The sequence below is a fragment of the Microbacterium sp. NPDC090007 genome (genome assembly GCF_044748345.1).
GTDB lineage: Bacteria > Actinomycetota > Actinomycetes > Actinomycetales > Microbacteriaceae > Microbacterium.
Window position 1 is genome coordinate 59959 of the sequence record NZ_JBIVFV010000003.1, and the last position, 17310, is coordinate 77268.

17 protein-coding genes are annotated in these 17310 nt (G+C 71.7%); 7 read left to right on the forward strand and 10 right to left on the reverse strand.

Annotation, left to right across the window (positions count from 1 at the left end; translation table 11 throughout):
- Positions 1-14 precede the first annotated feature (14 nt).
- The 4 genes from ACIPVB_RS11530 to ACIPVB_RS11545 all read right to left on the reverse strand — a co-directional run bounded on the left by ACIPVB_RS11530 (position 15) and on the right by ACIPVB_RS11545 (position 2528).
- Positions 15-968, reverse strand: a complete 954-nt coding sequence (locus tag ACIPVB_RS11530) for an SURF1 family protein (protein WP_400369059.1) — start codon at positions 966-968, stop codon at positions 15-17.
- A 46-nt stretch (positions 969-1014) separates the two neighbouring features.
- On the reverse strand, positions 1015-1221 hold the full coding sequence (locus tag ACIPVB_RS11535; protein WP_400369061.1) for a hypothetical protein: 207 nt from the start codon (positions 1219-1221) through the stop codon (positions 1015-1017).
- A complete protein-coding gene (locus ACIPVB_RS11540) occupies positions 1218-1586 on the reverse strand; it encodes a DUF3099 domain-containing protein (RefSeq protein WP_400369063.1) in 369 nt (122 codons plus the stop codon). The genes ACIPVB_RS11535 and ACIPVB_RS11540 overlap by 4 nt, the downstream gene beginning before the upstream one ends.
- A 129-nt stretch (positions 1587-1715) precedes the next feature.
- Positions 1716-2528, reverse strand: coding sequence for a DUF4190 domain-containing protein (locus ACIPVB_RS11545; RefSeq protein WP_400369064.1), 813 nt, complete (start codon positions 2526-2528; stop codon positions 1716-1718).
- Positions 2529-2765: 237 nt separating this feature from the next.
- Here ACIPVB_RS11545 and fabG point away from each other — a divergent pair, with 237 nt between their 5' ends.
- Positions 2766-3476, forward strand: coding sequence for a 3-oxoacyl-ACP reductase FabG (fabG, locus tag ACIPVB_RS11550; protein ID WP_116537401.1), 711 nt, complete (start codon positions 2766-2768; stop codon positions 3474-3476).
- 21 nt (positions 3477-3497) lie between these two features.
- Here fabG and ACIPVB_RS11555 read toward each other — a convergent pair whose 3' ends face one another.
- Together ACIPVB_RS11555 and serB are read right to left on the reverse strand one after the other, a co-directional pair.
- Positions 3498-4175, reverse strand: a complete 678-nt coding sequence (locus tag ACIPVB_RS11555) for an alpha/beta fold hydrolase (RefSeq protein WP_400369067.1) — start codon at positions 4173-4175, stop codon at positions 3498-3500.
- Between the two features lie 458 nt (positions 4176-4633).
- Positions 4634-5269: a phosphoserine phosphatase SerB gene (gene serB, locus ACIPVB_RS11560; RefSeq protein WP_400369068.1), complete on the reverse strand. Its 636-nt coding sequence runs from the start codon at positions 5267-5269 to the stop codon at positions 4634-4636.
- 288 nt (positions 5270-5557) lie between these two features.
- Here serB and ACIPVB_RS11565 point away from each other — a divergent pair, with 288 nt between their 5' ends.
- Entirely contained in the window at positions 5558-6031 is a 474-nt protein-coding gene (locus ACIPVB_RS11565) for an S-ribosylhomocysteine lyase (RefSeq protein ID WP_400369069.1), read from the forward strand.
- Positions 6032-6124: 93 nt separating this feature from the next.
- On the opposite strand, the gene glgC is transcribed toward ACIPVB_RS11565, so the two are convergent.
- A complete protein-coding gene (glgC, locus tag ACIPVB_RS11570) occupies positions 6125-7369 on the reverse strand; it encodes a glucose-1-phosphate adenylyltransferase (protein ID WP_400369071.1) in 1245 nt (414 codons plus the stop codon).
- A gap of 76 nt (positions 7370-7445) precedes the next feature.
- Between glgC and glgA the strand changes: the two genes are divergently transcribed.
- The 3 genes from glgA to ACIPVB_RS11585 all read left to right on the forward strand — a co-directional run bounded on the left by glgA (position 7446) and on the right by ACIPVB_RS11585 (position 10566).
- Complete coding sequence (gene glgA, locus ACIPVB_RS11575; RefSeq protein WP_400369072.1) at positions 7446-8636, forward strand: glycogen synthase; 1191 nt, start codon at positions 7446-7448, stop codon at positions 8634-8636.
- A 545-nt stretch (positions 8637-9181) separates the two neighbouring features.
- Complete coding sequence (locus ACIPVB_RS11580) at positions 9182-9964, forward strand: ABC transporter ATP-binding protein (RefSeq protein ID WP_400369074.1); 783 nt, start codon at positions 9182-9184, stop codon at positions 9962-9964.
- A 350-nt stretch (positions 9965-10314) separates the two neighbouring features.
- Positions 10315-10566, forward strand: coding sequence for a type B 50S ribosomal protein L31 (locus tag ACIPVB_RS11585; protein ID WP_055837630.1), 252 nt, complete (start codon positions 10315-10317; stop codon positions 10564-10566).
- A 275-nt stretch (positions 10567-10841) separates the two neighbouring features.
- Here the strand turns inward: ACIPVB_RS11585 and ACIPVB_RS11590 are convergent, their stop codons facing one another.
- On the reverse strand, positions 10842-12785 hold the full coding sequence (locus ACIPVB_RS11590) for a DUF222 domain-containing protein (protein WP_400369076.1): 1944 nt from the start codon (positions 12783-12785) through the stop codon (positions 10842-10844).
- A gap of 820 nt (positions 12786-13605) precedes the next feature.
- Positions 13606-14340, reverse strand: a complete 735-nt coding sequence (locus tag ACIPVB_RS11595; protein ID WP_400369077.1) for an exonuclease domain-containing protein — start codon at positions 14338-14340, stop codon at positions 13606-13608.
- A gap of 170 nt (positions 14341-14510) precedes the next feature.
- Between ACIPVB_RS11595 and ACIPVB_RS11600 the strand changes: the two genes are divergently transcribed.
- Positions 14511-15389, forward strand: coding sequence for an alpha/beta fold hydrolase (locus ACIPVB_RS11600; protein WP_400369078.1), 879 nt, complete (start codon positions 14511-14513; stop codon positions 15387-15389).
- 159 nt (positions 15390-15548) lie between these two features.
- Here the strand turns inward: ACIPVB_RS11600 and ACIPVB_RS11605 are convergent, their stop codons facing one another.
- The gene (locus tag ACIPVB_RS11605; RefSeq protein WP_400369080.1) at positions 15549-16109 is read right to left on the reverse strand and encodes a CGNR zinc finger domain-containing protein; all 561 of its coding nucleotides are present in this window, start codon (positions 16107-16109) and stop codon (positions 15549-15551) included.
- A 71-nt stretch (positions 16110-16180) separates the two neighbouring features.
- Between ACIPVB_RS11605 and ACIPVB_RS11610 the strand changes: the two genes are divergently transcribed.
- Positions 16181-17173 (forward strand): EamA family transporter, encoded by a 993-nt coding sequence (locus ACIPVB_RS11610; RefSeq protein WP_400369082.1) that lies wholly within the window; start codon positions 16181-16183, stop codon positions 17171-17173.
- Positions 17174-17310 lie beyond the last annotated feature (137 nt).

Sequence of the window (17310 nt, forward strand, 5' to 3'; positions counted from 1 at the left end):
GCCGGACCTGATCGTCAGTGCGCGTCGAGCAGGGCGTCTTCGTCGTCGGAGTCGCGGTCGCGAGGGCGTTTGCGGGCACGGTGGAGCGCCACGGGATCGACCCGGCGTCGGCCGGTGTCATCCGTCTGCGCGGGGACGAAGGCGCCGCCGATCTCGTCGTCGTCCTCGGCGTCCTCGGCGCGCAGCTTCCGTTCGTTCACGATGACGTACCCGATGAAGCCGAAACCCATGACGGCGAAGAGGATCCACTGCACGGCATACGACAGGTACGGACCCGGATCATCGCTCGGGGGGTCGACGGTGAAGGGGGCGGATGCCGGTGCCGGCGTCTCGGACATGATCAGGCCGTACGCTCCCGGCTCGATCGGCCCGGTCTGTTCGGCGACGAGCCCCAGGTTGATGGTCGGCACCTGCCCGGGATCGGCGCCGCGACCCGACGAGGGGGCCGCCTCGCCCGGGCGCAGACGCACCTCGACGACGACGTCGCCCGCCGGAGGGGCGGGGATGTCGTCGGGGGCGGCCTGGCGGTTGCCCGGGGGGAGCCAGCCGCGATCGACCAGCAGGGTCCGGCCGTCGTCGAGGCGGAAGGGAACGAGCTGCTCGTAGGCGGCTGAGCCCCCGTGCGCACGGTTGCGCACGAGCAGCTGCTCGTCGGGCAGGTAGCGCCCTTCGAGGCGCACGGGACGCCACTCGTCGCCGGGGCCCAGCTCGGATCCGGGCGCCAGGAGCTCTCCGAGGGCGACAGGGGCGGCGTCGTAGTTCTCGGCGACGAGCTGCAGCTGTTCGCTGCGTTCGGCGTTGCGGGAGAACTGCCAGTGCGAGAGGAATCCGCAGGCGACGGCGAAGAGGATCGCGACGCCGATGTACAGCGCCCAGCGCCCCGCGGCAGGCATCTCGCGATGCGGGGATGCCGGGGCGGCGACGTTGACGCGCACCTCGCGCGCGTTCACGTCGTTCTCCTGAGCCACGCTCTCCAGGGTACGTCGCTCCGGAGCGGTGTCCCACCCGGGGCGCTCACGCGCGGTCGCCCGCCAGAGCCCCGACCTCGACGGGGAAGTCCCGGGCGTGCAGGAATTCACGCAGATAGGCCACGTGCTGGTCGCACGCGACCCACACTTTGCGGCGATCGGCGGCGTGGATGCGGGGATTCCGCCAGGTGATCGCCCAGGTGGCCGCGTCGCGGCATCCCGCTCGCGAACACTCTGCGGCGTGGTCGGTCACGGGCGCGGGTCGCGCGGAGGATCCAACCGCGGGGTCTCGGCGATGCGGATGACGAGCGGGTCGTCGGACGTCGCGGAGGGGGCCGGAGCCGGGCGGGGGGACTCGATCGCGCGCTCCGGGTTGATGGCGGTGGTCTCGGCGGCATCCTGCCCTACATTCGCCACGATGACGGCGAGATACGGCAGGAAGATCGCTCCGGCGGCGAAGACGAAGGTGTACCAGCCGTAGGGCTGGACGACGGCCATGGCGATGAAGCACGCGATACGGATCCCCATCATCACCATGTATTTGGCGAAGCGGCTGTCGGCGTCCTCCCGGGGGGCCTTGGGGAGCGACGTCGCGGACTGGGCGCGGTTTGTCTTCACAGTGGTCTCAGGGTACGCCCGCAGCGCGCGCGCAGGGTCGGGCGGCGGGACGACTTCTCGATGTCGTGACAACCGTGGGCCGACACCGAGCGCCCGCGACCCGCGGCGGGGGTGGGGAACTCGGGTGGGTCAGATGCGGTAAGCGGTGCCGCTTCCGGCGATCGCCGCCTGGAGGAGGGCCACGAACAGGATCAGCAGCAGCACGCCGAGGGCGATCGTGACGTAGCCGACGATGAGTCCGGCGATCGCGAGTCCGCGCCCCTTCTCGGCGCGCGCCTTGATCTGCGACAGCGACATGTGGCCGGTGACGATGCCGACGATCTGCCCGATGACCGGTAGGGCGAAGACGCCGACCACCGACGCGATCAACGACACGATGGCGAGAGTGTTGATGCGCGCAGGCATCGCGTAGCCGTACCCGCCCGCTGTGTCGGCCACGTCGGCGTGCCCGTATGCGGGAGCGCCGCCGAACGCCGGCGTGCCCGACGCGGGGGTCCCGAAGGCGGGTGCGCCGTACGCGGGGGCCCCATAGGTGGGTGCACCGGAGGCGGGTGCGCCGTACGCGGGGGTCCCGTACGCGGGGGTCCCGTAGGTGGGTGCACCGGAGGCGGATGCGCCGTTCGCGGGTGCGCCATATATGGGAGTCCCGTGCGCGGGTGCACCGTACCCGGATGGCGGGGCGGGGGCGTCCGCGACGGGGTGCGTGGGCGGGGCGGGGGCGTCCGCGACGGGGTGCGTGGGCGGGGCGGGGGCGTCCGCGACGGGGTGCGTGGGCGGGGCGGGGGCGTCCGAGACGCGGTCCGTGGGCGCAGGCGCGGCGGGTGTCCCGGGCGCCGTGTCCGGGATGGACCCGCGGGACGAAATCGGCGTCTCGGCTTCCGTGCCCGATGTGTCGGCCTGGGGGGTGGGCTGAGACGGGTCGGTCGTGCGGTCGTCGCTCACGGGAGCCCCTTTCGTCGTGCTCCCTTACAACGTTCCAGCGCCGATCGATCCTTGTCAAACCTGCGAGCGTGCATCTCGAGAGGGGCGGAGTCAGGTCCGAGACCTCGAAACGGGCGAGCCCCGGCGGCGCACACCCGCCCCGACGTCTCGGCGCGATCGGGGCGGGGATCGCGGTGCGTTCGTCGCGCCGTCGGTAGGCTGGGGCGGTTCCGTCCCCGCCCGCACAGGAGTCTCACAATGTCTCAGGACCGCGTCGTCGTCGTCACCGGAGGAAACCGGGGGATCGGTCGAGCCATCGCCGAGCGGTTCGTGGCCGAGGGGTGGAAGGTCGCGGTCACCGCCCGCTCCGGGGAAGGCCCCGAGGGCACGCTCACCGTCCGCGCCGACGTCACCGACGCCGCCACGGTCGATGCCGCGTTCTCGCAGGTCGAGGCCGAGCTCGGCCCGATCGCGGTGGTCGTCGCCAACGCCGGGGTGACGAAGGACACGCTGCTTCTGCGCATGAGCGAGGACGACTTCGACAGCGTGGTGAATACGAACTTGGGTGGTGCTTTCCGTGTGGTCAAGCGCGCGTCGAAGGGGATGCTCAAGGCGCGGTGGGGACGCGTCATCCTGATTTCGAGCGTCGTGGGGCTCTACGGTTCGGCCGGACAGATCAACTACGCCGCGTCCAAGAGCGCTCTCGTCGGCTTCGCCCGATCGCTCACCCGTGAACTCGGCGGCCGCGGGATCACCGCGAATGTCGTGGCGCCGGGCTTCATCGAGACGGATATGACCGCCGAGCTCCCGGCCGACACCCAGGCCGAGTACAAGAAGAACATCCCGGCCGGTCGATTCGCTTCGGCCGACGAGGTCGCCGGCGTCGTGACGTGGCTCGCCGGAGACGACGCCGCCTACATCTCGGGCGCGGTCATCCCCGTCGACGGTGGTCTGGGCATGGGGCACTGACCCGGACGTCGCCCACCGATCTCACCGCACCGCCGCGGTGAGCCGCGCCGCGAAGCGCTCGGGTTGCGAGAACTGCGGCCAGTGGCCCGAGTCGAGATGCTCGACCTCCACGTCGCGCAGTCGGTCGAACTCCCGAGCGAAGGCTCCCCAGTCCGCGAGCGCTCGGGGGAGCGTCTCGGCGTCGAGGCGTCCCGACAAGATGGTGACCGGGATGCCGTAGCGACGCTCGTCGGTGAGGGTCAGCGGCGAGGTGGGCACCCGCCCCGGCACGTCGACCATCTGCCGCGCCGTGCGCTGCCGGGTGTCTGCGTCGATGTCGGACACGTCGTCGTCGTCGAAGAAGTCCCACCCGGGGAAGTGCACGACACCCTCGTCGACCGGGAACTCCGAGATGGTGGCCCCCGCCGGGGGGACGGCGCTGTCGACCAGCACGACGCGCGCGACGCGGTCGGGCCGACGGTCGGCGGCACCCCATACGACGTTGCCCCCGCCCGAGTGACCGACCAGCACGACCTCGGTACCGAGGCGGTCGATCTCGCCCACGACGGCATCGACCCAGTCGTCGATCACCAGGTCACCCACGGCCGGACCGGGGAGCGTCAGCGGGCGCGGCCGGTGCCCGGCGGCGGTGAGGGAGGAGATGACGGCGTCCCATGACGACGCGTCGAGCCAGAGACCGGGTACGAGGATGACGTCCATGCGGGCAGCGTAGAACGGACCTCCGACATCGGCCAGACCCCGCCGCGTCGGGCGGAACGGCACGGCGCGGCGGGACCCCGTGTAACCGGCGGGACCCCGTGTAACCGGCGGGACCCCGTGTAACCGGCGGGACCCCGTGTTACCGGCGGGACCCCGTGTTACCGGCGGGACCCCGTGTTACCGGCGGGACCCCGTGTTACCGGCCGGACCCGGTGTTGCCGGCGGGACCCCGTGTTATCGGCGGGACCCCGTGTTACCGGCGGGACCCCGTGTTGCCGGCGGGACGCTGTGTTACCGGCCGTACCCGGTAATACCGGCCGGACCCGGTGTCACCGGTCGGAACCCGGTTTTACCGGCCGGACCCGGTGTTATCGGCCGGACCCGGTGTTATCGGCCGGACCCGGTGTTATCGGCCGGACCCGGCGTTACCGGCCGGACCCCACCGCACCGGCGTGCGATCATCGCGGCAGCAGGGCGATGACCTGGGCGAGGTCGACGTCGCCGATCACGAGATCGGCGCGTTGGCGCACCGCGGGCTTGGCGTTGAAGGCGATTCCCAATCCGGCGGCCGCCATCATCTCGAGGTCGTTGGCGCCGTCGCCGATCGCGAAGGTGAGGGCCGCGGGCACGTCGTGCTGCGCTGCCCAGCGCCCGAGCGTCTCGGCCTTGGCCGCGGCATCCACGATCTCGCCGTCGACCGCACCGGCCAGCACGCCGTCCGCGACCGCGAGCCGGTTCGCGCGCCAGACGTCGACGCCGAGGTCCGGGGCGACCACGTCGAGCACCTCGTGGAAGCCACCCGAGACCACGCCGACGATTCCCCCGCGTTCGTGGACGGCTGCGATCAGCTCGCGCACCCCCGGGGTGGGTTCGATGCGCGCGACGGCGCGGGAGAACGCCTCGACGGGGACACCCGCAAGTGCTCTGACGCGAGAGCGGAGGCTGGTCGCGAAGTCCACCTCGCCGCGCATGGCGGCTTCGGTCGCGGTGGCGACCTCAGCGCCGCGACCGGCTTCGTCGGCGAGGAGTTCGATGACCTCGTTGCGGATGAGAGTCGAGTCGGCGTCGAGGACGACGAGGAAGCGAGCGGGCACGGCCTCGACCCTAGCGGCTGCGGTGCGGGTGCTCCGCCCGAGGACGGCGTCGGCCGCCGGTGAGCGTGGGCCGGGGCGGTGTGGGAGGTGGCGTGGCGGGGAAGGCGGCGCGGGTCGGCGGGGAAGCCGACGCCGGTCGCCGGTGAGCGCGGGCCCGGGCCGGCGCGCGGGTGCTGCCGCGCGGGACGACCGACGGGCCTCGCGCCGGGGCCGTCGCGCGAGGACTTCGTCCGCCGGCGCGCCGTAGGCTTTGTCGTACCGCCGCCTCTGCAGAAAGGGACCTCCGCCATGGCCGACGTCGAAAGCTTCACCCTCGATCACACCGCCGTCCTCGCGCCCTACGTGCGCCTCATCGGCACGGAGTCCGGTCCACGCGGCGACGTCATCTCGAACTTCGATCTGCGTCTGGTCCAGCCGAACGAGGGCGAGATCCCCACGGCGGGCCTGCACACGATCGAGCATCTTCTCGCCAGCCTCGTGCGCGACCGCATCGACGGTCTCATCGACATCTCGCCGTTCGGCTGCCGCACCGGCTTCCACGTCATCATGTGGGGTGAGCCCGAGGTCGCCGCCCTCGTCGACGCCGTCACCGACTCGCTGCGCGCGATCGCCGAGGACATCACGTGGGACGACGTCCCGGGCACCGACGCCTTCAGCTGCGGCAACTACCGCGACCACAGCCTGCACAGCGCACGGGAGTGGTCGAAGGCCGTGCTCGAGAAGGGCATCTCCCGCGACGCGTTCCAGCGCGTGGGCGTCTGACCTCGGACCCGGATGCCGAAGGGGCGGTGACCACCACGGTCACCGCCCCTTCGGGTACGCGGGGTTCACGGCATCCGGAGCCCCTCTCTTGTTCTACGCGTGGACGTGCACGTCCTTGCCGACGACGGTGATGCCCGTCTCGGTCACCGTGAAGCCGCGTGCGATGTCGCGTTCGCGGTCGACGCCGATGGTGGCACCCGGCTCGAGCACGACGTTCTTGTCGAGGATGGCGCGGTGGATGCGGGCGCCCGCACCGACCTGCACGCTGTCGAAGAGCACCGAGTCGGTGATCGTCGACCCGCCGCCGGCGAGGGCCCACGGGCCCACGACGCTGCGCTCGAGGTGGGTTCCCGACAGCACCGAACCGAGCGACACGATCGAGTCGATGGCGTTGCCGATGCGGCCGACCGAGTCGCGGACGAACTTCGCCGGCGGGGCGTTGAAGGTCTGCGAGAAGATCGGCCAATCGTCGTTGTACAGGTTGAAGATCGGCAGGGTCGAGATCAGGTCCATGTGCGCGTCGTAGAACGACTCGATGGTGCCGACGTCTCGCCAGTACGAGCGGTCGCGCGGCGTCGAACCGGGCACGTCGTTGCGCTGGAAGTCGTAGACGGCCGCCTCGCCCCGATCGACGAAGTAGGGCACGATGTCGCCGCCCATGTCGTGCGCCGAGGTGGGCAGTTCGCCATCGTGGGTGACGGCGTCGACGAGGGCGTCGGCGTCGAAGATGTAGTTGCCCATCGAGGCGAGCACCTCGTGCGGCGAGTCCGCCAGGCCCTCGGGGCTCTGCGGCTTCTCGAGGAACTCGCGGATCTTCGTGGGGTCCGAGGGGTCGGTGTCGATGACGCCGAACTGGTTCGCCAGCGCGATGGGCTGACGGATGCCGGCGATCGTCGCCTTCGCGTCGGAGGCGATGTGCGCGTCGAGCATCTGCTTGAAGTCCATGCGGTACACGTGATCGGCACCGATCACCACGACGATGTCGGGCTTCTCGTCGCGGATGAGGTTCATGGACTGCAGGATCGCGTCGGCCGAGCCCGAGAACCATCGCTTGCCCAACCGCTGCTGGGCCGGGACGGACGTCACGTACGAGCCCAGCATCGGCGACATGCGCCAGGTCTGCGAGATGTGGCGGTCGAGGCTGTGCGACTTGTACTGCGTGAGCACGACGAGCTGGCGCAGGCCCGAATTGATGAGATTCGAGATGGCGAAGTCGATGAGGCGGTACTGACCGCCGAAGGGGACGGCGGGTTTGGCGCGATCCGCCGTCAGGGGCATGAGTCGCTTTCCCTCGCCGCCGGCGAGGATGATTCCGAAGACCTTCGGCGCTGCAGGCATGGCACCACACTAGGGGGCGCGCGCAGATGCGGGAACACGTCTCCGGCGCGTCCCGCGCTGTACTACGGTTCGTCTCATGCGCGTCGACATCGTGACCAAGGAGTACCCGCCGGAGATCTACGGGGGAGCCGGAGTCCACGCCACCGAGCTCGTCGCGGCGCTGCGCGCCGCCGGTACCGAGGTGCAGGTCCGCGCCTTCGGGGCGGAGCGCGACGCGCCCGACACCACCTCGTACGGCGTGCCCGCCGAACTGTCCGGCGCCAACGGGGCGATCCAGACCCTCGGCACCGATCTCGAGATCGTCTCCGACGTCGCGGGTGCCGACGTGGTGCACTCGCACACCTGGTACGCCAACTTCGCGGGCCACCTGGCATCCCTTCTCCACGGAATCCCGCACGTCGTCACCGCCCACAGCCTGGAGCCCCTGCGGCCCTGGAAAGCGGAACAGCTCGGCGGCGGGTACGCCGTGTCCAGCTACATCGAGAAGACCGCCTACGAGGGCGCCGCCGCGGTCGTCGCGGTCAGCGAGGGCATGCGCCAGGACATCCTGCGCAGCTACCCGTCGTTGGACCCCGCCGCCGTGCGCGTGATCTACAACGGCATCGACACCGCCGCGTGGCATCCCGTGACGAACGACGACTTCCTCGCCTCGGTCGGGATCGATCCGGCGCGGCCGTCGGTCGTGTTCGTCGGGCGCATCACGCGGCAGAAGGGTCTGCCGTATCTGTTGCGCGCGGCCGAGCAGCTGCCGCCCGAGGTGCAGTTGGTGCTGTGCGCCGGCGCGCCCGACACCCCGCAGATCATGGCGGAGGTGCAGGAGCTCGTCCGCGGACTGCAGGCGACGCGCGACGGGGTCGTCTGGATCGAACGCCTGCTGCCGCGCGAAGAGCTGTGCACCATCTTGACCGCGGCCACGACCTTCGTCTGCCCGTCGGTGTACGAGCCTCTCGGGATCGTGAACCTCGAGGCGATGGCGTGCGGTGCGGCCGTGGTCGGCACGGCGACCGGCGGTATCCCCGAGGTCGTCGTCGACGGGGTGACCGGTCGGCTCGTGCCCATCGAGCAGGTCCAGGACGGCACCGGGACCCCTGTGGATCCCGACCGTTTCGTCGACGATCTGGCTCGCGTCCTCACCGAGGTCGTGCAGGATGCCGACCGCGCCCGCGCCTACGGTGAGGCGGGGCGTCGGCGTGCGATCGAGGACTTCAGCTGGGCGGCGATCGCCGAGCAGACGGCCGCGCTCTACGCGGAGGTGGCGGCGAAGTAGGCGCCGCGGCGGGAGTCGCGGCGGGGCTGCGGCCGGGGAGCCGGGGCGGGTCTGCGGCCGGGGAGCCGGGGCGGGGCTGCGGCCGGGGAGCCGGGGCGGGTCTGCGGCCGGGGAGCCGCGGCGGGTCTGCGGCCGGGAAGCCGGGGCGGGTCTGCGGCCGGGGAGCCGGGGCGGGTCTGGCGCTGCGGGGAGCCGGGGCGGGGCTGCGGCCGGGGAGCCGCGGCGGGGCTGCCGACGCTGGAGAGCCGGGGCGCGGCTGGCGCCGCGGACCCGGGGCGGGTCTGGCGCTGCGGTGGGGCGGGTCTGGCGCTGCGGTGGGGCGGGTCTGGCGCCGCGGACCCGGGGCGGGGCTGGTGCTGCGTGGAGCCGGGGCGGGGTTGGGCTGGGCTGACGCCGCGGAGCCGGGGCGGGGTTGGCCCTGCGGTGGGGCGGGACTGGCGCCGCGGTGGGCGGGTGGCATCCGTGGCCCGAGGGCCCTCGTCGTCGCGCGGCCGAACCCGCCGCGTCGCAGCGGGGGCGTCGGTCTCGGCCGTTAGGCTGGACGCATGCCCCAGGTGCTCGAATTCTCCGACGTCGTCGTCCGCCGGAACGCCCGGGACATCGTGTCCCACGTGGATTGGACCGTCACCGACGACCAGCGCTGGGTCGTCCTGGGTCCCAACGGGGCCGGCAAGACGACGGTGCTACAACTGGCCGACACGCTGCTGCACCCCACCTCGGGTGCCGTGACGATCCTCGGTGAGCGGCTCGGTCGCACCGACGTGTTCGAGCTGCGCCCGCGCATCGGCTTCGCCTCGTCGGCCATGGCGCGGCGTGTGCCTCCCGAGGAGACCGTGCTCGACGTCGTGTTGACCGCCGCGTTCTCGGTCCTGGGTCGTTGGCGTGAGGACTACGACGACATCGACGAGCGTCGTGCGCTGCGCGTCCTGGCGGAGTGGAAGCTCGATCACCTCGCCGACCGCACTTTCGGCACCCTCAGTGACGGCGAGCAGAAGCGCGTCCAGATCGCCCGCGCGGTCATGACCGACCCCGAGCTGCTGCTGCTCGACGAGCCGACGGCGAGTCTCGACCTCGGCGCCCGCGAAGAGCTGCTCGCCCTGCTGTCCGGGTACGCGCAGGCCCCCACGACGCCGGCCATGGTGATGGTGACCCATCACGTCGAGGAGATCCCCGTCGGGTTCACGCACGTGCTGCTGCTGCGTGACGGTGAGGTCGTGGCATCCGGCCCCCTCGACGAGGCGCTGACGGCCGAGAACCTCTCGGCGACGTTCGGGCTCGAGATCAACCTGACGCGCGACGGCGGTCGGTACGCGGCCCGGGCGGTCTGAGTCCGGGCGGACTGAGTCCGCGCAGAAGGACTTGCGGCCGGCGGTGCGCGGATGACGTGGGCGCGTGCGGGCGTCAGGCTCGGCTGCGGGACCGGGGTGGTGTGCGGGCGTGAGGCTCGGCTACGGGACCGGGGTGGCGCGCAGGCGTGAGGCTCGGCTACGGGACCGGGGTGGCTTGCAGGCGTGAAGCTCTGCTGCGGACCGGGTGGCGTGGGCGCGTGCGGGCGTGAGGCTCGCCCCTCGGCGATGGCGGGGGTCCGGGCCTGGTAGACTCTCCTGTTGGTGCCTCCGGCGCCGCAGACTTTGACGTCCTGGCAGAATCCAGGGCACCACTTCTCAAAGGACCTCCCATGCAGACTGACATCCACCCCACGTACAAGGCCGTCGTGTTCCGCGACCTCGGTTCGGGCGACACCTTCCTCACCCGTTCGACCGTGTCGAGCGACAAGACGATCGAGCTGGACGGCGTGGAGTACCCCGTCATCGACGTGGAGATCTCGTCCGCCTCGCACCCCTTCTACACGGGTAAGCAGCGCATCATGGACTCGGCCGGTCGCGTCGAGAAGTTCAACCAGCGCTTCAAGAACTTCGGCGGTCGTTGATCCGCAGCGATCACGCGTCGACAGCCCCTCGTCCTTCGGGACGGGGGGCTTTCTCGTGCGTGCGGCGAAGTCCAGGGTTGGGGGTGGTGCGGTGCGCGCTTGGCGGGGCGCGAGGGTGGTGCGGTGCGGATGGCGGGCTCACCCACTCGGTGGGGACGGCATGAGAACCGGCTCGCGCGTGCGCCATGGGTCGGTCGGAGGGGTGGAATGGCGGGCACGCCGGTCAGGACGGGGTGCGTGCTGTCGGGCGTGCGGCCGGGGCGGACGGCTCCGCGTCAGAACGGGGGCGGATCGGCGCCGTAGGAGCCGCCGAGGGGTGACGTCCATGTGAGTCCCGCGTCGGGGGTGGATGACGGCATCCACCGGGATTCGTGTTTCAACCGGTGATGGTGCCGACACTTCGGATCGAGGTTGTCTTCGTCGGTCGCACCGCCGTCGGCCCACGCGTCGCGGTGGTCGAGATCGCAGTCGGCTGCCGCGCGACCGCAGCCGGGGAAGACGCAGGTCGGGGAGGTCACTCCGAGCCACCGGCGGAGGGCCACGGGGACGCGGTAAGTCTTGCGATCGAGGGTGAGAGGGGCGCCGTCGATGGGGTGAGTGAGAAGGCGAATCCATGAAGTCGCCTCGCCCGCGAGCCGACGCGCGGTGTCGAGATCGATCGGACCGTAGCCGTCGAGGGTCGGTGGCTCGGTGCCGTGACCGAGAAGCGTCAGGACGGGGATCGTCACGATGACGGTGGGTGAAGAGGCTCGCGGGAACGGGCGGTTCGAGGATGCCGTGCGGGCGGCGGAGAAGTCTCGGGTGGTGGCGGCGTCCGATTCGGGCCAGCCGTCGGTGCCGGGACGGATGACGGACTCGGCCGCGTTGCTCGTGCCGGCGCTCCTCGCGAGGGCGCTGATGCTCGCGTCGAGCGTGCCGTCGGTGGCCGCGTCGCCGTGCGCGTCGAAATCGGTCGGGCCCGACGCGGGGGAGACCACGAGGTCGGAGAGCGTGTCGGCTCGCAGCTGCGCCAGCGTGCGGTCTTCGTCGGGCGCGACCCGCAGATGGCGGGCGATGCGGTCGATGCGGGCCATCATCCCCCGAGCACGATCCGCGGGCAATAACGCGTTGAGGGACGCCATGCCGTCCAATTCGGCTGTCATCCAGACCCCTCGGTCCTCGGCCGCCCGTCGATGACGTCGCTCGAGCGACTCGGCATGCACGCGCTCGCGGATCGCCCGTGCCGCGACCGCGAACTTGGCGGGGACCAGTTCGGCTGCACGCTCTCGGACGGCGGAATCGAACGCCCTCCACACGGCGGTGGCAGGGTCATCACGCTCGGTGTCGGTGTCGGTGTCGGTATCGGTATCGGTATCGGTGTCGGTGTCGGTGTCGGTGTCGGTGTCCGTGTCGGTGTCGGTGTCGGCGTCGGCGTCGGCGTCGGCGTCGGCGGGTTCGGAACGCGTCGCGTCGGCGGGGTGGATCCCGGAAGGCGCGGTGTCGGCGTGAGCTGAGCCGGGGAGGGTTGCGTCGGTGGGCGCCGCGGCGGCAGCGTCTTCGGGATCCGCCATCTCTCCGACCCCGGGGAGCGAGCCCGCGAGGCGGGCGGTCTCGATCGCGTGTCGTTCGGACACGCGACCGTCCGCGAAAGCGCGCCACATCTGCGGGCATCGGTCCTGCAACATCTCGGCACGGGTCGCTCGCAGGCGGACCGTCTGCTCGGATACGCGCAGGCGCACGGCGATCTCGGCCACGGCCGCCCGCTGCGCGATATCGACGCGGTCTCGACGCACGGCGGCCGCGGTGCGGCGGCGGGAGTCGCTCCAGGCGGGGTCTTTCGTGGGGTCGGGACCGACCCACGGGGTCGGATCGGCCGCCGCGCGCGCGAGGATCGCGGCGATCAAGCGGTACTCCTCCGCCGTTGCCCGCTGCCGCTCTGCCGCGACGATCTCAAGGTGACCGAGTCGCGCATCGAGGTCGGACACCGTCGGAGCGAGAACGGTCGTCGGTGCGTCGCCGTCGTCGGCATCGATCCACTCGTCAGATGCCGGGAAACTCACGACGCGAGAAGGAACGGCGTCGTCGGGGTCGAAATCGCTGTACCAGTCGACGTCTGCACTCTCGCGGAGGGCGGCCCACGTGGCCTCCGTATCGAGCTCGTCGTCGCTGGGCCACGCTGCTCCATCGCACACGCGGAACACCGGCGACGGCCGGGTGGCGGAGCGTGCGGGGGAGGTCATGCGGGAAAGATATCGCGGACCTCCGACATCGGCCCGTCGGGCGCTGGCGGCCGGCACAGCGCGGGTCGAGGACGCGCGGAAGGGGTTGACGGCGGAGGCCGTGGGGCGTGCAGCGGTGTGGGGCGATCTGGTGTGGATGCCGTGGCGGGGCGCCGGAAGGTGTGTGGCGGTGGAGGGCGCGGGGTGTGGGCGCATGCGGACGCCCGGAGGTGTGCGGCCGTGGAGGCTGTGGCATGCGGGTGCGGTGGGGCCTCGAGGCTGTGGGGCCTGGATGCTGTGGGGCCTGGATGCTGTGGGGCGTGAATGCTGTGGGGCGTGAATGCTGTGGGGCGTGAATGCTGTGCGGCCCTGGAGGCTGCGGGGTGCGGATGCTGTGGGGCATGAACGCTGTGGCGTGAATGCTGTGCGGCCCTGGAGGCTGCGGGGTGCGGATGCTGTGGGGCATGAACGCTGTGGGGCATGAACGCTGTGGGGCGTGGATGCTGTGGGGTGTGGAGGCTGTGGGGTGTGGAGGCTGCGGCGCCTGGAGGCTGTGGCGCCTGGATGTAGTGGGGTCGGGGTGCGGGGGACGTCCTGAGGTGTGAGCCGGCGCCACGCGCGCCCGGCACCACGCACGCCCGGCGCCACGCACGCCCGGCGTCACGCATGCCCGGCGCCACGCGCGCCCGGCGTCACGCGCGCCCGGCGCCACGCACGACCTGCGTCACGCACGCCCGCCGCCACGCGCGCCCGGCGTCACGCGCGCCCGGCGCCACGCACGACCTGCGTCACGCACGCCCGCCGCCACGCACGCCCGGCACCACACCCTGCCCGGCGCCGGTCAGCGGATCGGCCACGCTCCGTCGACCGGGGGAGCCCCGGCATCCAACCGACCGATCTGGACGAAGTACTCGGTCAGACTCGCCGCCTGCGCCCGTGCCCACGCGATCTGACGCGTGTGCAGCTCGTCGAGGGTGGACGGCATCCAGGGACCGAACCTCTCGGCGAGGGCGAGGGCCAGACGACCCGCCGCGACCGCGTCGGCGCAGGCCTCGTGCGCGGACTCGAGGGGAACGGCGTAGTGCTCGGCGACGACGGCCAGCGTGCGCTTGCCGCGCCGGTAGCGGTCGAACGTCTTGTCGACGACGAGGGGGTCGATCACCGGTGAGGGCGCGTGGATGGGCGCGACCCCGTGCCGGACGGCCTCGTTCTTGAGCATCGAGAAATCGAACGGCGCGTTGTACGCGACGACCGGGATGCCGGCGGCGAACAACGCCGTCAGCGCCTCGACGACCTCGGCGACGACACGCGGCGCGGGCGCTCCCTCGGCGCGAGCGCGTTCGGTGGTGATGCCGTGGATCGCCGCAGCCCCCGCCGGGATCGCGACCCCGGGATCGGCGAGCCAATCGCGCGCGTCGACGACCTGACCGTCGACGTCGAGTACCCCCACGTGCGCCGAGACGATGCGGTCGTTCTCGACATCGACACCGGTCGTCTCGAGATCGAACACGCCGACGAGGCGCGCCCACTCGGGCGTCTGGAAGAGGGGGAGCGGCTCGGCCTGCCACGTGGTCATGCGCCCACGGTAGGACGCAGCCCCGACATCGCCGTCGAGGCGCGCAGGACACAGGGGGTGGGATGCCGCGGGCGGGCGGGAGCGGGACGGCTCCGCCGCCCGGCGGGGAGGGTGCTGCCGACCGGGGGCTACGGCGGGCGATGTCGGTGGCCCCCTCGTAGACTCGATGGATGCCGAACCCCTACGCCCCGCTCCTCGCCGCGATCCCCGTCGTCCGGCGCGAGGCGGGAGTCCTCGGCGCAACGACGGCCTACTGGGTCTACGGCGATGACGACGCCGACACCACGATCGTCGCCGTGCACGGCTTCCGCGGCGAGCACCACGGCCTCGATCCGGTGGTGGCGCACCTGTCCGGCATCCGCGTCATCTCACCCGACCTGCCCGGCTTCGGCGAGACGGCGCCGCTCATCGGCCGCCCCCACGACCTCGACACCTACGCGCGGTGGCTGCGTGACTTCGTCGAGCAGGTCGCCCCCGGGGCGGTCGTGCTCGGCCATTCGTTCGGGTCGATCGTGGCGTCGGCCGCGGTGGCGGGCGGGCTCGAGGTGCCCCGGCTGATCCTCGTCAACCCGATCGGCGCCCCCGCCCTCGAGGGGCCCCGCGGCATCCTGACCCGCCTCGCGGTGTTCTACTACCTGGCCGGCGCCAAACTGCCCCGCGCGCTGGGCGAGGGGCTGCTGCGCAACGGCCTCATCGTGCGGGTGATGAGCAACGCCATGGCCAAGACCCGTGATCCCGAGCTGCGTCGCTTCGTGCACGAGCAGCACGACGAGTACTTCTCGCGCTTCGCCGACCGCGACGTGCTGCACGAGGCGTTCGTGACGAGCGTCACCCACGACGTGCGCGAATTCGCCCCGCGGATCACCCAGCCGACATTGCTCATCGCCGCTGAAAAAGACGACATCACCCCGATCGAGGCCGAACGTCACCTCGCGACGCTGTTCCCGGATGCCGCGCTGGTCGAGATCCCCGAGGTCGGGCACCTCATCCACTACGAGACGCCACGGGCCGCGGCCGCCGCGATCCGGGGGTTCGTCGCGGGCGCATGACGCTCCCGCGGCGCCGTGCGGTCGAGCCCGTCCCACGGGGGAGCCGATCTCGGCCCCGGCAGGCCGTGGCATCCATGACCCGGGGGCGCGACGCGGTACCGGACGCCCCCACGGCATTCCAGCGGAGCATTGCCCTCAGAGCGTCACTGCAGGCGTCCGTCAGACCGGCGCTTCGGCCTTTCGTCGGCGGTACGCGTTGACGTTCATGCGGTTGCCGCAGTTTCCCGAGTCGCAGTACCGCTTCGAGCCGTTCTTCGAAAAGTCGACATAGACCCCGTCGCAGTCGTCGGCGTCGCACACGCGGATGCGTCCGTACTCGTCGGCGCGGATGACGTCGACGAACGCCATCGCCGTCTCGACCAGCATGCGCTGCGCAAGATGATCCGACGCCTCGGACGCGTGGATGTGCCAGTCGAACTCGTCGTGCCGCACCAGCTGCGGCAGCGCCCGCCCGTCGCGCAGCATCGCGTTGACCAGGGGGACCGCGTCGTCGCGGTCGACCCTCCAGAGCCGCTGGATGCGGGAGCGGATGCCGCGCACGGCGGCGAGCTCGCGATCGTCGCGGACGCGGGAACCGGTGTAGGTGTGCCGCTGGGCGAAGTCGTCGAGCGCGGCCATCGTGGTCAGCGTGTCGACCCGCTGGGAGTCGGTGTTCGGCAGCGTGTTGACGAGCTCCACCGTCGCGCGGAGCACCAGCTCGGTGTCACGAATGAAGACCATGTTGACTCCTGACATTCCCAGGTCGTACTGTCACGAGTGTAAACGCACTTCACTCCTGACAGCAGGCCCGCATGACCACGTCGTCCGTCACCCTTCCCCGTCCCGTCCGCCACGGCTCCGGCGCCGTCACGGGGCTCCTCATCGCCGTCGCCTCGGCCCTGGCGTTCTCGTCCAGCGGGCCGTTCGTCAAGCCGCTCCTGGACGGCGGGTGGTCGCTCGGCGCCGTCCTGCTCGTGCGGATGGGCGTCGCTGCGCTGTTGCTCTCGCCGGCGCTGGTGACGGCCCTGCGTCGTCAGCGCGGGTTCGTGAAGCGGCACGGCCTCCTCATCCTCGCCTTCGGTCTCACCGCGGTGGCCGGATGCCAGGTGTTCTACTTCGCCGCGATGCAGCGGATGCCGGTGGCCGTCGCCCTGCTCATCCAGTACATCGCGCCGGTGCTCATCGTCATCGCCGTGTGGGTGCGCACCCGCCGGGCGCCGTCGAGGGCCGTCCTCATCGGCTCGGTCGTCGCCATGGCCGGACTCGTGCTCGTCGTCGACATCAGCGGCGCCCGCTTCGACCTGCTGGGCACGATCTTCGCGCTGTGCGCGGCGGTCTGCGCGGCCGCGTACTTCGTCATCGCCGGACGCACGGGCGACGACCTCCCCCCTCTCGCCCTCGCCGCCGGCGGACTGCTGGTCGGGACGGTGCTGATGGCCGCACTCGTGGGGGTCGGCGTGCTGCCCTTCGCCGCACCCTCGATCACCGTCTCGCTCGCGGGGCTCGAGGTTCCCGGCATCCTGCCCCTGCTCTGGGTGGGAGCGGTGGCGACGACCCTCGGCTATGCGCTCGGGGTGATCGCGGTGCCGCGCATCGGCGCGAGACTGGCGTCGTTCGTGGGACTGAGCGAGGTGCTGTTCGCGCTCGGATTCGCCTGGTTGCTGCTCGGCGAAGCGCCCGCGCCGATCCAGTTCGTCGGCGGCGCACTCATCCTCGTGGGGGTCGTGCTGGTGCGCCTGGATGCCGCGAGCCCCGCCGAGCCGAAGGATGACACGGCGAGCATCCCGGTGGTGCCGGCGCCGTAGGGCGCGCGGGGGACGGCTCCTTCGACGGGCTCAGCGACCTCGGTGTGACGGGTGGACGGGCGGGGGCGGGGTACGAGCTCGGGGACCTTGCTGTGACGGGTGGACGGGCGCGGGCGGGGTACGGGCTCGTCGACGGG